Source organism: Solitalea lacus (assembly GCF_022014595.1).
In the GTDB taxonomy this organism is placed as follows: domain Bacteria; phylum Bacteroidota; class Bacteroidia; order Sphingobacteriales; family Sphingobacteriaceae; genus Solitalea; species Solitalea lacus.
Genome location: NZ_CP091740.1, coordinates 4,282,975 through 4,297,827, shown reverse-complemented (window position 1 = coordinate 4,297,827; position 14,853 = coordinate 4,282,975). Strand labels below are relative to the sequence as shown.

Annotated in this window: 9 protein-coding genes and 1 pseudogene; all 10 read left to right on the top strand. The window is 39.0% G+C overall.

All coding sequences use genetic code 11. The features are described 5' to 3' along the window. Positions 1–40: 40 nt before the first annotated feature. The gene (locus L2B55_RS18460) at positions 41–3,340 is read left to right on the top strand and encodes a TonB-dependent receptor (RefSeq protein ID WP_237847877.1); all 3,300 of its coding nucleotides are present in this window, start codon (positions 41–43) and stop codon (positions 3,338–3,340) included. Between the two features lie 10 nt (positions 3,341–3,350). Further along, positions 3,351–4,856 (top strand): RagB/SusD family nutrient uptake outer membrane protein, encoded by a 1,506-nt coding sequence (locus tag L2B55_RS18455; protein ID WP_237847875.1) that lies wholly within the window; start codon positions 3,351–3,353, stop codon positions 4,854–4,856. Between the two features lie 88 nt (positions 4,857–4,944). Beyond that, positions 4,945–5,484: a discoidin domain-containing protein gene (locus tag L2B55_RS18450; RefSeq protein WP_237847872.1), complete on the top strand. Its 540-nt coding sequence runs from the start codon at positions 4,945–4,947 to the stop codon at positions 5,482–5,484. Positions 5,485–5,598: 114 nt separating this feature from the next. Continuing rightward, positions 5,599–5,949, top strand: coding sequence for a DUF5077 domain-containing protein (locus L2B55_RS18445; RefSeq protein ID WP_237847870.1), 351 nt, complete (start codon positions 5,599–5,601; stop codon positions 5,947–5,949). Continuing rightward, a pseudogene (locus L2B55_RS18960) lies at positions 5,927–6,273 on the top strand (DUF3472 domain-containing protein). Before L2B55_RS18445 ends, L2B55_RS18960 begins: the two are co-directional and overlap by 23 nt. A gap of 705 nt (positions 6,274–6,978) precedes the next feature. After that, on the top strand, positions 6,979–7,425 hold the full coding sequence (locus L2B55_RS18435; RefSeq protein ID WP_237847866.1) for a hypothetical protein: 447 nt from the start codon (positions 6,979–6,981) through the stop codon (positions 7,423–7,425). Positions 7,426–7,471: 46 nt separating this feature from the next. Beyond that, positions 7,472–11,443, top strand: coding sequence for an Ig-like domain-containing protein (locus L2B55_RS18430; protein ID WP_237847864.1), 3,972 nt, complete (start codon positions 7,472–7,474; stop codon positions 11,441–11,443). A gap of 70 nt (positions 11,444–11,513) precedes the next feature. Then, positions 11,514–12,032 carry a hypothetical protein gene (locus L2B55_RS18425; protein WP_237847862.1) on the top strand — a complete coding sequence of 173 codons (519 nt, stop codon included), beginning with the start codon at positions 11,514–11,516 and terminating at the stop codon, positions 12,030–12,032. A 116-nt stretch (positions 12,033–12,148) separates the two neighbouring features. Continuing rightward, a complete protein-coding gene (locus L2B55_RS18420; RefSeq protein ID WP_237847860.1) occupies positions 12,149–14,335 on the top strand; it encodes a TonB-dependent receptor in 2,187 nt (728 codons plus the stop codon). A gap of 206 nt (positions 14,336–14,541) precedes the next feature. Then, positions 14,542–14,769, top strand: coding sequence for an ATP-binding cassette domain-containing protein (locus L2B55_RS18415; RefSeq protein WP_237847858.1), 228 nt, complete (start codon positions 14,542–14,544; stop codon positions 14,767–14,769). The last annotated feature ends 84 nt before the right edge of the window (positions 14,770–14,853 follow it).

Here is a 14,853-nt window from a genome sequence, read left to right as displayed (position 1 = left end):
TGACGCTGAATTAAGCAATAAAACTTAAACAAATAAATATATGAAAAAAAAGACTACACTATTAATTATGAGGGTAAGTGTTCTTGTCTTTGGTTCTATAATGACTCTTGGCGGTGCAATATTTGCGAATTCGACCAATGGTCAGGATTTAACCAAAGTGAAAATTTCTTTAGACTTAAAGTCTGAGTCCATGAGTGAATCCGTGGAACGAATCAGTAAAGCCAGCCAGATTGACTTTACCTATAACTATAATGAACTTAAAAAGTATCGTGTTGCAGCGGCAAGCTTTAAGAATACGAGTGTTAGCTCTGTTTTAGATAAAATGTTGGCTAATACCGAATTTGACTATAAAGAAACGGGTAACAGCGTAACTATTTTCCGCAAATCAGAGGAAGAGTTAGTCAAAGAACGCCGTGAAAAGGAAGCTCAAAAGATTATTTCTATTCCGGTTAAAGGAAAAGTAGTTGATGAGAAAGGTCTTCCATTACCAGGTGTTAGTGTATCAGTAAAAGGGTCTACAAATGGAGTAGTTACTGATGTTGAAGGTAATTTTCAAGTTACTGTTTCATCTGAGAAGGATGTTTTAGTATTCAGCATGGTTGGTTTTGAACAACGCGTAATTACAGTTGGAAATAACCAATCGTTTAATATTGTGCTGAAGGAGTCCATTACTTCTCTGAATGAGGTTGCAGTAGTGGGTTACTCTTCTAAAAAGGTAGTGGAATTATCAAGCTCGGTGGTTACAGTATCGGGAGAGAAGTTAAGAGATGTGACATCTAATGATATCGCCAGCCTTTTGCAAGGTAAGGCGCCAGGTGTTGTAGCATCATCAGATTCAGGAGACCCTACTTCAGGTTCCAATATTATGATACGAGGTGCTGGGACTATTACAGCCAGCTCTGCACCATTGGTTGTTGTGGATGGTATGATTGGCGGTACCTATAGTCCTGCTGATGTTGAATCAATTACACTCCTAAAGGATGCCGCGGCTACCGGTTTGTATGGATCAAGAGCTTCAAACGGGGTATTGATTATTACCACTAAAACAGGAAAGGCAGGCAAAACTAAAATAGACTTCAATAGCAGTACCGGATTTGCCGAAGCTACTACCGGTAAGTTTAAATTGATGAATTCGCAGCAATTATTTGATTATCAGAAACTTTATTATACTCCTGATCCTGCAGCGTTAAATGCAAATACCAATTGGTGGAATGAGGCGTTTAGAACAGGTATGGTAAATAATTATACACTTTCCGCTTCAGGTGGAAATGAGAAAACCCTGTTTTATATTTCTGGAAATTACTTTAAGGAAGAAGGTACTTTAATTTCTAATGACAAAACGGCTTATAATTTCCGTACGAATATTTCGCATAAGCTAAATGATAAATTAAAATTGAGCGCTTTATTCAATGGTATTTTTACAAAGGATGACTATAACACAACAGGTGCTTTATATCAGGCTTATAATAATATGCCTTTTGATGCAGCATATAATGCCAACGGTGAGCCAATAGATTCAAGGTATGGAACATGGTTTGGAAGAGATAGAGGTAATTTTACTTATGATCAACAATATAACACTTCTAATGCCAGAAGCCAGAATTTATCTGTAGATCTGAATTTAGATTACGCCATCACTAAGCACTTTAGTTTTGCTACTTACAACAGGGTAAAATTCTTTAATTACCAGGATAGCTGGTTTAATGACAAAAGATCTCAAGCCGGGGGAGCAAGTGGAGGAGCAATGGGTAACTCTGCTTCTTATACAAACAATATGATTACCTCAAACAGGTTGAAATATGAAAACACCTTTGGTAATCATAACCTGGCGTTTTTAGCTGTGGGAGAGGCTGAAAAAGAATATTCCGACAATCTTGGGTTTAGTGGGAAAACTTTACCGGCAGGCAGACCTTTTGCTTCGACAGCTGCAAGCCAGGAAAATCCTATCTATGGTTCAAAGTATGAATTTAGCTTTAGCAAATACCTCGGTCAGGCAGATTATAACTATGCTAATAAATATTTTGCAGTTGCCTCATTGGTACGTGAATATGGTTCACGATTTGGTGAAAATAACCCTTGGGGTACCTTTTATCAATTAGGGTCTTCTTGGATTATCAGTAATGAATCATTCATGCAAGACCTAAAGGCAATTAATTTCTTAAAGCTTCGCGCCAGCCATGGAACTACAGGAAATGCATATGGAATAGACCTTTATGCTTCCAGGGGGTTGTACTCTATATCTGAAGAGGCGAGTTATGCAGGTGTACCGGGTGCGGCGCCTTATCAGCAAGCAAACCCGGATTTAACTTGGGAAAAAGCAAGAACTAATAATATTGGTTTGGATCTTGGTTTGTTTAAAAGAATAGACTTAAGCATTGATGCTTACGACAGATTAACATCCGACCTTTTGTTCAGGATAGATTTACCTGGTACTTCTACATATAAACATGTTTATAAAAACGTAGGGTCAGTAAGAAACCGAGGATTGGAATTTAATCTGACCACCAAAAATTTTGTGAAGAAATTTACCTGGGAGACTAATTTCAATATGGCCTTTAACCGCAATAAAGTACTAGCGTTAAATGAAGGCAGAAATGAAGTATATTCCGGTGCCCGCCAGCCAATTGCTATTGGTCATGATATGGATGAATGGTACATGCCTGTTTGGGCTGGTGTTAATCCAGCAAATGGTGATCCATTATGGGAACAGATCTCTTCTGATGCTGATGGTAAGAACTATCTAAGTTATACCAACAATTATAACCTGGTTGCTACACCCACATCCAGACAGTTTCTTGGAAAATCTTCAGCTCCTAAATTTACCGGTGGTATTACCAATACATTTGGCTATAAAGGCCTAACGCTTTCAGCATTTTTCAATTTTGTTTATGGTAACTATGTATATAATGCCAGCCGTTTCTTGTTCGACAATGATGGTGTTTATGAAAGTTACAATGCCATGGTATTGGCTAATGGCTGGAGCAGGTGGCAAAAACCGGGTGATTTAGCAACTCATCCTAAGCCCATACACGGAGGAAACAGAAATGCTAATTCCTCTTCATCAAGATACCTGGAAGATGGAAGTTATATTCGCTTACGTAACATTACCTTAGGCTACCAATTGCCAGCTTCCCTGATCAATAAGGCGAAGATAGGCAGCGCCCGTATTTTTGTAAGCGGCGATAACTTGTGGACCGGTACTAATTTTTCAGGACCTGATCCGGAAGTTATTTTGCAAGGAGATATAAGAGACGCTTACGGTAATAAACTTACAGGTCAGTCAAATATTAAATACCCTGTCAGCAAGAAAATCATCTTTGGTATTAACGTTGGATTCTAATTTTGAAATAATGAGAGCAAAAAATATAAAATATTTAGTGACTATCGGCGCCATTGTCTTTAGTTTAAGCGCCTGCGAGAAAACTTTTGATCCCTCAACAGCAATAGATGAAAATTCAGCCTTAACAACTGCGGCGGATATTGAAACAGCTACTATTGGCACTTATGCTGTATTAAGAAATCCTCTATATGTACGAAGTTTGCATTTCCTGATGGAATTACCAGGGGATGAGCTTGCTCAGGGACAAAACTCTAGTGATGATTTGAGCCGTTGCTATCGGTATACTCACCTTACTACCGGCAGACATGCTGCTGATTTTTGGGGTCAGGCTTATAAGGTTGCCGCCGCAGCCAATAAAGTCATTGCGGCTATACCTGACAATGCCACTGCTGATCTTAAGCAATTAAAAGGAGAAAATCTTTACCTGAGGGCAATGGTGCATTTTAACTTGGTGCGCGTATTCGGTAGGCCCTATACACAAGGAGAAACGAATCTGGGTGTTCCCATTCTGAAGGATGGGCTAACCGAGGAAGAAACGCTTACCTTGGCAAGAAGTACAGTAAAAGAAGTGTATGATTTTGTAATTGCAGATTTGGAAAAAGCTGCAAACTTTATGAATGGGGGAGAAGCAGGAAAAGCCAATCCTTTTGCCTCTAAAGAAGTAGCGCAAGCCTTATTATCACGTGTTTATTTGTATAAAGGTGATAATCAAAATGCTATAAAATATGCTGATCTGGTAATTAACTCTGGGCGATACGAACTTCTACAGGGCAGTGAGTATCAAAATTATTTCAAAGGCGCTCCTGAGGGTAATAAAGAAACTATTTTCTGTATCAGGCACATGAAAACACAGGATCAGGGTTGGTCTGGTCTTGGATCTATGTACTATAGTGGAGATGCCAATGGAAATGCACAAAACCAGGCATTTAGCGGATGGGGAGAAATCTATGCCTCGAAAAAGTATGTGAATAAACTGGCTGAAAATCCCGGAGACAGGCGAAATAGCTTCATTGTTCCATACACAGTTAATGGAGTTTTGCAAACTAATAAGAAAGTTACTCCTAATGTTCCAATGAACTATATGATCAAGTATAACCTACAAGAAAATTTAGTTAATTTAAGCTCGCCGGTATATTTGCGCCTGGCAGAAATCTACCTGAACCGGGCAGAAGCCAATGCCAAATTAGGAAATGCTCAAGCAGCGCTTGATGACGTTAATATAATTCGCACAAGAGCAGGCATTCCGGGTCATACTCTTGCGAGTGTGGCCACAAGTGGTAAAACTATTTTAGATGTTGTTTTGGATGAACGCTGGTTAGAGCTTGCATTTGAAGGACACCGTCATTATGATTTGTTCAGAAATAATCTTCCAATGATAAGAAATTATCCAGGGACTCACTCATTGGATGCCGGTGGTAATATTAATCAAACGGTTGAACCATCAGCAAACAGAGTAGTCTTCTTTATCCCTCAAACTGAAATAGATAAAAATAAAAAACTTATACAAAATCCTTAAAAAAGGATAAAACAGATGTTTCAAAAACCGGTGGGTTAAACTGCCGGTTAATGAATGTGTTCAAATGTTTTTTTAAAATTACAATAAAATGAAAAAACTCTATATATCAATGCTTGTTGCAGCGATGGCCTTTACTGCTGCATGTGAAAAAGATACAGCCGTGATTTTTCAGGATAAATCAACCGCTGAGCAAGCGAATAAAACAGGGTGGACAGCCACTGCTGATAGTGAAACACCTGAGGGATGGGAAGATACAGGGTTTGCCTCAGCGCTGCTTGACGGTAATGTAAATACCATTTGGCATACCAATTATGATGACGGCGACTATCCTGGGTATCCGCATTGGGTTAATATCGACATGAAAAAGGATTTACATTTAATTTCTGTTAATGTTACTGCCCGCCAAAATAACGGGAGTGGTATGACTAAATTTAAACTTGAAGGTAGTAACGATGGCACAAAATGGTTTGTTTTAGGTGAGAATTTAGTTTTTAACCCAGCAACAAAAACACCTCAGACCTATCCTGTTTCATCTTCTAAAGCTACGAGATATTTAAAACTTACTGCTTTAGAGGGAAAAGCCAAACATACACACCTGGCCGAAATAGATGTGGTTGTAGCAAAATAACCCAAAATCATTTTTTTTTATTGAACAAAGGGGGGATTCTTTTAAGAATCCCCCCTTTGTTCAATAAAAAATTTTTAATGAAAAAGGCACTTTCAAGAGTCATACTTATTTTCCTTGATAGGATTTTCAGCATGTAAAAAGAATGACATTGTTAATCCAAGCAATTCCCCAAATCCACCTACGCCTATTGGCCCTAAGATTACGATTCCATTGGCAGGTAATGCTTACATTACTACAATGGCCTCAGGTAGCCATGAAGTAATTGTAGAAAATGGCTTAGCCGATTGGACTAACGCAGGAAGTATTGCCAGTGCATATTTCAGGCTTGGGCAAATAGGCCAGCTTACATTACAGCTAAAAGTCAAAGTAGCTCCTGTAGGTAATAGCAGTGCCATTAAAGTAAGCGTAAACGGTACGGCCTTTACAGTAAATCTGGCAATTTATGGCTACCTGGAAAAGACCTAATACAAATACCTATTTAAAGGAACTTCATTCATTTCTTGAAAACTTCATCCCAACGCAGGTTATTTAGGTCGAAAAGTAAGTTTTAATAATCAATGGGCCAGAAGTTCAACCGGAACCTGGGCGGAATTAACCAGCGGCAGATTTACCTGTGACGCAACTGCCTCAAATAAACAGCGATTGGATTTTTTCGGCGGGGTTGAGAATGGCCATTTCTTCTTGAAAAACGGTGGTTTCTTTGCTGATTTTGTTAATGCAAATGTAAATTACACCAGAACGGATACAGGGCAGCAACCAATAGTTGATCTTACAACTTTACGTCAATAACTAAAGAGATGTAGCGACCTGATTTAAGTGCTTTTAACCTACACAATAAAGGCTTACATCCACTCCATTGTTTGATTATTCGCTCTAATAATCAAAGACGATTACCCTATTTTATATGCTTACAGTGAAGGCTGTAAAATATTTCAGATTGCAAATTTTCGACTAGAAAATCAGTCAATATAGTTGATTTTCAATCGGTAGTATTGTTTATAATGTAGCCTACAATTAATTTAACAATGCTGCCGTAAGATCCAATTTTTTAAAAGTTTATAACTTCTGCCAAGGGCCATTACAAAAGTGATGGCCTTTAATGTTTGTAGACTAGGCTGCTTAATAATTGGTGAAATTTAGTAATAGGCACTTATTTTACTTTTTGTTAATAAAAAATTAACATTTTTTTCATTTTCATTAGGGGATGCTACCTTTTTTTGGTACATACATATATACGCAATCTTATATTGGCTATATGCCGTTTGGTGAAATAATTGATAAGCCATTTAGGGGAAATAGGAATTATAAATGCTTTTGCTTTCCAAATATTATTCTGCATTTATTTCCTAATTATTAATTATATATTATATACAATGTACAATATTGACAATGTTGGAATATTATTTTATGGCCTTGAACTATTTGCGTCATTTTCAATAAGCGCGTAAGGCTGTTGTGTTATATAATTAAAGGTTAACATTCATTTTAAAATTTATGAACAGAGCAATTCTTAAAAACATCGCACTAAGTATGATGCTGCTGGTGTTACTGTTAACAGGTGGCTGCCAAACACCGAAAGGGCAGCAACGGCTTTCTAAAGAAGAAAAATCAAAATTGAAATTGTACAGAAAAGAGCCGAAGTGGATAGATATGATGAACGATCCGAATGCTAATTATTTTGAAACGATTAAAGCATTTGAGGCTTTCTGGGCTGGCAGAAAGTTGCCAGAAGAGGAGGGTGAAGAAAAAGGTGAAAATGGGGACGAGTCTATTCGACGTGAAAAGGATGCAAAGGAAGGTCAACAGTATGCTTTTGAATATAAGAAATTTAAGAATTGGCGACGTGTTAGTGAGCCTTTTGTGCAGCCAGACGGCAGTATATTAAATGCTGACCAACGTCTCGAAATCTGGAAACAGCAGCAACAGCAAAAGAAGCAGTAATAAATTAACTGCTCACTTATCTTGAATCCTACTAAAAACAATTTATATGAAAAAACTCTACACTTTGCTTGCGGTGGCATTTTGGGCCACCAGTGCAATTGCTCAAACTGCCAATTGGAGCCCAATTGGGCCAATTGCCTTTCCAACCAATATAAGTGGCCAAATTCATGGAATTGGCCGTGCCACCCAACTGAAGTTTCACGCTTCAAATGCCCAAAAAATGTATGCCACAACTGCCTCCGCAGGTTTGTGGACAAGCAGCGATGGCGGAAATAATTGGGTAAAAACAGGTACTGACATTTTTCCCACAGGTACCAATTGTGCATCTGTTTGTATTGATTACACTAATGATCAAATTATTTATCTGGGAACCGGAGACCCGAATTTTTATAGACGAAGCTTCGGGATTTGGAAGAGTACTGATGGTGGGGCTACCTGGGCGCAGTCAAATAATGGAGTGGGTGGCCGCTTAACAGTGGAACTATTGATGAGTCCAACAGATCATAATGTATTAGTAGCTGCAACTGATGATGGTATCTGGAAAACCACAGATGGAGGAGCTACCTGGACTGTTAAGAAAACGGGTGGTGCTTTCTACAATATGTACTTGAAGCCGGAGGCTGGTTCAACAACATTGTATGCAGTCACGAATACGGATTTTTGGCGATCTACCGACTTTGGCGATACCTGGACCCAAACTACCCTTCCGGGCACTACCGGAACTGGAGGGAGAATTGGGGTGACTAAAGCCGATCCCAATGTGGTGTATTTAACGTTTGTTGGTGACTTTAATGCTGGAACCGCAACGCCGGTATACAAATCCACCGATAGCGGTGTTTCATTTACAACGGTAAAAGCTGCAGGTGGTACCAACTTTAACGGATACGATGGAACTTCAAGTGGCCAAGGGGACTATAATTACGGCATGACGGTTGATCCACTAAATGCAAACACAGTTTATATTGTAGGCCATGTGGTATGGAAATCAACAAATGGTGGAACTACATGGACGCAATTGACCAATTGGTGGTCAGAGCTGCACTCGGATATGCATCAGGCTGTCTTTTCTCCATACGATGACAGCAAACAATATAATATTAATGATGGAGGGATTTGGCTTTCAACCAATGGCGGAGTTAATTGGACTCCTAAGAGTGATGGGCTAAATGCTACAGAGTGCTATCATGCCGCGCAAAGCCCCATTAACAAAAATCTGCTTAGTATTGGTACACAAGATAACGGCGAATTGTACTTCTCAAACGGTACCTGGTACACTAACAGGGGAGGTGATTGGATTGAACAAATGGCCTTTGATTACAGACCTACTAATAATGCAGTTTATTATATAAATCAAGACGATAACCGCCGGATTATAGCAACAGGCGCTACGCAAAGCTTTGGATCATTGTTTACGACGGGTGCCGGGGGGTGGAATTATAATGCTCAAATGGCATTTTTCCCGTCAAACACGAGCCTGGGCTTTGGAGCACAAACAGATGTTTATATCTGTTCAAATATTTCTGCTGCATCGCCAATGTGGAAAAAAATTAGTACAATAAATAAAACGATGAAGGCGTTGGCAGTATCTCCAACTGATGCCAATGTAGTTTATGCTATTGCAGATGATGCAACAGTATACCGTTCTGATAATGCCTTGGCCTCCAGGCCTAATTTTACCCTGGTAAGTACTGCTCCCAGTGCAGCCAATGTGAGAGCAAGCATTGCTGTATGTAAAAATAATACCAATATTGTATACCTCACCTGCAATAGTAAAGTTTACCGGTCAGCAGATAAAGGGGTGACATGGGCTAATGTTACAGGTGGACTTCCTGCTGTAAACATCATTAAAATCATCAATGATGAATATACTACAAATGAATCGATGTACCTGGCATCGGCTGTCGGTATTTATTATAAAAACAATGCCATGTCTGACTGGACCCTGTTTAATCAAAACATGGCATCAATACCTCAAATTGTTGACCTGATGACTTTTAACGACGGTACATCCAACAGCGTGCTGCGGGTAGGTACCTATGGACGGGGAGTTTGGGAAACCCCTTTGTGGAATGCCAGTACAAATCCTATTACAGTTACCCTTACTGCGCCGGCTAATGGGACTTCGTTTAACTACCCTAGTACCATCAACCTTACTGCAACAGCCTCTACTACGGCAGGTTCAATTACCAAAGTGGAGTTTTATGATGGGGTAACCTTGTTAGGTACAGATACTTCTGCTCCTTACTCATTTAGTTTGACAAATGCCGGCTTAGGTAATCATGCATTAACAGCCAGAGCCTACAATAGCACTACGTTTAATGCCTCGCCAACAGCATTTGTTAGCGTTAATCTCAATTGTAGTCCTCAAACAGGTACGACATTTGGTACCAGTCCTGCTTATGCAGCCGGATATGAATATGACAAAGCGTTTGATGGTAATACAAGTACATTCTTTGATTATGCTAATGCCAATGGCGGATATACAGGTTTGGACTTAGGTACGGCTACTGTAATTGGTGGAGTTCGCTTCTATCCTAGATCCGGTTCTTACGGCCCCAGCCGTATGGTAGGTGGTGTCTTCCAGGGTTCAAATGTAGCCGATTTCAGCAGCGGAGTGGTGGATTTATATACAATAGTCTCAACTCCCGCAGACGGCTGGAACGACGCCCCGGTTAATAATTCCAATACGTTTAGATACGTACGTTATTTATCGCCTAGTAATGGGTTTTGTAATGTGGCCGAGATCCAGTTCTGTGGTACAGCCGGTTCAAATATGCCGCCAACAACCAGCATTACTTCTCCGGCAAACAATGCAACCTTCGTACAGCCGGCCAACATAACGATTAATGCAAATGCAGCAGATGCAGACGGCACCATTGCCAAAGTGGAATTTTACCAAGGTAGTACTAAATTGGGTGAGGACACAACCGCCCCTTATTCCTATACCTGGTCCAATGTTTCTGTCGGAAACTATGCACTTACTACAAAAGCATTTGACAATTTAGGAGCTTCAACTACTTCTGCTACGATAAATGTAATTGTCAATCTTCCTACTTGTAATACGTTAACAGGAACTACATTCGGTACCAGCCCTGCTTACGCGGCCGGAAGCGAATATGATAAAGCGTTTGATGGCAATATCAGTACGTTCTTTGACTATGCGAATGCGAATGGAGGATACACAGGGTTAAATTTAGGAACTGCAAAAGTGGTAAACACCATCAGGTTCTATCCTCGTGCGGGCTGGACAAGCCGTATGACTGGTGGAAAGTTCCAAGGAAGTAACGTTGCTAACTTTAATACTGGCGTAGTTGATTTATATGTAATTGCAACCGAACCTGCAGTGGGATGGAACGAAGTGTCATCAACGAGTAGCAATTCATTCAAGTATGTACGTTACCTTTCACCTAATAATGGTTTTTGTAACGTTGCCGAGATTGAGTTCTGTGGAGTAAGCACACCATCAAACAATTCATTCCCATCAGTAAATATTACAGCTCCTGAAACAGGCGCAAATTTAGCAGATTCTACTACTTTTGCAATTAAAGCTAATGCGGGTGATAGTGACGGATATGTGACCAAAGTTGAGTTTTTCAATGGCCAAACTAAGTTAGGAGAAGATGTAAGTACTCCTTATACCTATAAATGGGCAAATGCTCCGGCAGGAACTTACGTGCTTACCGCTAAGGCTACTGATGAAAGGGGCGCAACGGTAACTTCTTCTCCGGTAAACGTAACCATTGGTAAGGGAGGAGAAAGTCTAATTTCCAGTGTTTATCCAAATCCATTGTCGGGATCAACCCTAACAGTGAAAGTAAAGGAGCATAAAGGAGAGCGGATTGAACTAGTGTTGTTTGATGCCAATTCAGTTGTTGAATACACTCATAAAACCTTTACTGGTTCTGTAAACGGAATTGGAGAGTATAGGTTGAATGTTGGTAATGTACCTAATGGTACGTTAATCTTAAAGGTTACCACTGAACATGGTACTTCTAGTCAGACTTTAATTAAACAATAGCCTAACCAGCCAATAGTGTTAAGCCGGGGTTTAATAACCCTGGCTTAATTTTAAACCTAAACCTTAATCTTTGAAAAGAATAGTTCCCATATTGCTATTGATCATTCTGCTTTTTCAGTTTGAGGGGGCTTCTCTTTTATTTTTTTTAAGACACCGGCAGATAAAGAGTGAAGTTTATACCCAAATTTCTCAGAACTTAACTTCCGATCTTTCCATTGTAAAAATTTCTAAGCATTCACAACGAGATCTTGATTTTCAGTGGGTGGAAGAGGATGAAGTTCGCTATAAAGGCAAAATGTATGATGTGGTTGCAAAGGAAGAAAAAGGAGATACTATTATACTGAAGTGCATTGCAGATCATAAAGATGATTTGGCCTATTCTTCGTATAAAAAAAGTCAAAAGCGAACCGATTTAGAAGTTGAGCTTAGTCACAAAAAGGCATTTGCTAAATTAATTAAAAGTAATTATTTGGTTGAAGACCATCCATGTCTATGGGTTGAATGTAAAGTATTTCCTCATAAATTCTTTTTACCTGTTCCCGTTTTAAAAAGATCTATTATCCCCCCTTGTCCTCCTCCAGAGGTTTAACTTTTTTTCTTTTTAATTATTAAAGATTAATTCCAGCCGAGAAATCAATGGTAAAGGCCATATAATGCTCGGAAGGGAAGAGAATTGTTATTTAAAATTCAAAAATGAAATTAAGTATGAAATTTAAATTATACCCTTATGCTTTTTTGGCAGGTTGTGTGATGCCTGCATTATTCTCAGGAAATTTATACGCTCAAAAACCTGTTGATACAGTAAAATCAAAAGTTACTCGCCAATTAGATGAAGTTGTAGTTGCCGAATCATTAAAAAAGCCTCAGTCAATCGTTCGCTTAGGTGCAACGGAGATAAACAGAGGACAAGGTGTATTTATGGATGATGCAATTAATACTAACGTACCGGGTGTATTAATGATACGTCGTTCAATGTCTGGGGGACAACAATTTAATATTCGCGGATATGGTAACGGTTTAGGGCCAAGAGGGGCTAATAACAATTTTGACAGCCAGGGCCTAAAAATGTACTTGAATGGAATTCCAGTGACTGACGCAGAAGGGGTGACCATTATGGATGATATTGATTTCGGTTCAATGTCTAGTGTGGAGGTGCTGAAAGGTCCTTCAGGTAGTGCTTATGGTTTTGCCATTGCCGGAGTTGTGAATATGCAAACATTGCAGGCTGAGCGCAACAAGGTATCTATTGGCCAAAATGTAACCATTGGTGATTTTGGTTTGAAGCGCTATTCTACTAGTTTGCATGTTGGTGGTCAGCATTCATCACTTTTAATCAATTATGGCAAACAATTGTCGAATGGATTTATGCCGCATAATGAATCAAAAAAGGATTTCGTTAGCATAGTAGGCGATGTTCAATTGAATGACAAACAAAAGCTTACCTCTTATTTCGGTTATGCAAATAGTTATGATGAGCGTGCCGGAGAGTTAACCATTGATCAGTATAACAATAAGGATTATTCAGGTAATCCAGCTTATATTAAGAACAATGCACACTCTGAATTAATTGGTTACAGATTTGGATTAGGACATACCTATGCCTTCAATAAATTTTTATCGAACAGCACTTCTGTCTTCGGTTCTTCAAATAAAAACACTGCTAGCTCTGCAGGTGGTTGGACAGACAAATCACCGGTGAATGTGGGTGTCCGTTCTGCATTTGACTTTAACTTAAATCTGTTGGGTCGCAATTTAAATGGTACTGCCGGAATTGAAGCACAGCAACAAACCTATGAGAGCATTGGTTATAACATGGTGACTGACAATTTAAATCCAAATGGATACAATATTGTTGGTTCGATGAAGAGCAACATGGCAATCACAAATAAAACGTATAATGTATTTACTCAGTGGAATTTGAAATTGCCAATGATGTTTGACTTTACTGCCGGGTTAAGTTTAGGTACCATGGACGCTAGATTGCAAGACAGGTTCTATAATGCAGCAAATAATACTTCATCACCAGAAACGAATAAACCTACTTCATACGGTGCAAAATATGGTAATTTGTTCTCGCCACGCCTCGCTTTAAATAAAGCATTTGGCAAAAATATGCTGGCTTATGTTTCATATAGTGTAGGATATAGAGCACCTGTAAGCTCGAACCTGTTTATTCCTTACACAGGTAAAGTAAATACTGAACTGAAACCAGAGAAAGGTTCTCAGATTGAAATCGGAACAAAAGGTTTTTTGTTGAATGATCGTTTAAACTATCAGGTAGCTTTGTTTGATGCAGTTTTCTCTAATAAGATGACTTCTGTATCGGTTGCCAATGCAGGTAATACCGCCACGTTATATTCTTACATCATAAATGGTGGAAACCAAAAAAATAAAGGGGCAGAAGTATTAGTGAAATACCTCGCTTATCAATCGGCCACTAGTTTTATCCAAACCATTCGTCCGTTTGCTAATTTAACTTATAACGATTTTAAATACGACGATTATAAGTACCAGTCGAGTTCAACCCGAGTTGTGTCTGATTATTCGGGCTTAGCAGTTGCCGGAGTAGCTCCTTGGACTTTCAATGCTGGCGTTGATATGGTGAGCAATAAAGGTGTTTATGCGAATGTGAGCTATAACTATAGAGATGCAATGCCAATTACTTCTGATGGGGTATACAAGACAAAATCGTTCAATTTATTTAATGCTAAAGTTGGCTATGAGTATACTTTTATAAAGTGTTTAGGAGTAGATGTTTTTGGTGGTGTTAATAACATCTTTGAAAAACAAAACTATAACATGGTGTTTATTAATCAAATGCCTGATGCTTATATCCCTGGTCCAACAAAAGCTAATTTCTATGGCGGTGCCAATTTGAAATACACTTTCTAATGGAGCAGATTTAATGTTTTTATTTCATAAGCTGGTAGTTGTAAAATACTATCAGCTTATGTTCTTTTAACTATAACAGATGAAAAAAGTAACTCTTACTATAGTGACATTCCTGGTAGTTTGCGGATTAAATTCATGTAAAAACTCAGGAACTACGAGTCATAATTACATCCTTAGCTATAGGCTTTCAACATGAGTTTCTAAAGATGGCGAAAGAATTAGCTGGTGAAAATACTGTTGTGGTTGCAATTGTTCATGATTTGAATCTTGCATTGCAGTATGCTGATTATTTGGTGGCATTGAAAGATGGGGAAATGATCGCAGAAGGATTGCCTGATTACGCCTTGACCGAGCAATTGATGCTTGAGCTTTACGGCGTTAAAGCGCGCATTGTACAACTGGAAGATGTCGATTATCCCATTGTGACAATTTAGGTGTCACGATAGTTTTAGTATGAAGAACTTGACTGTGCTTAAGTAACTTAAATTCAACAATCCCACGAGTTCATTCTAAATTCT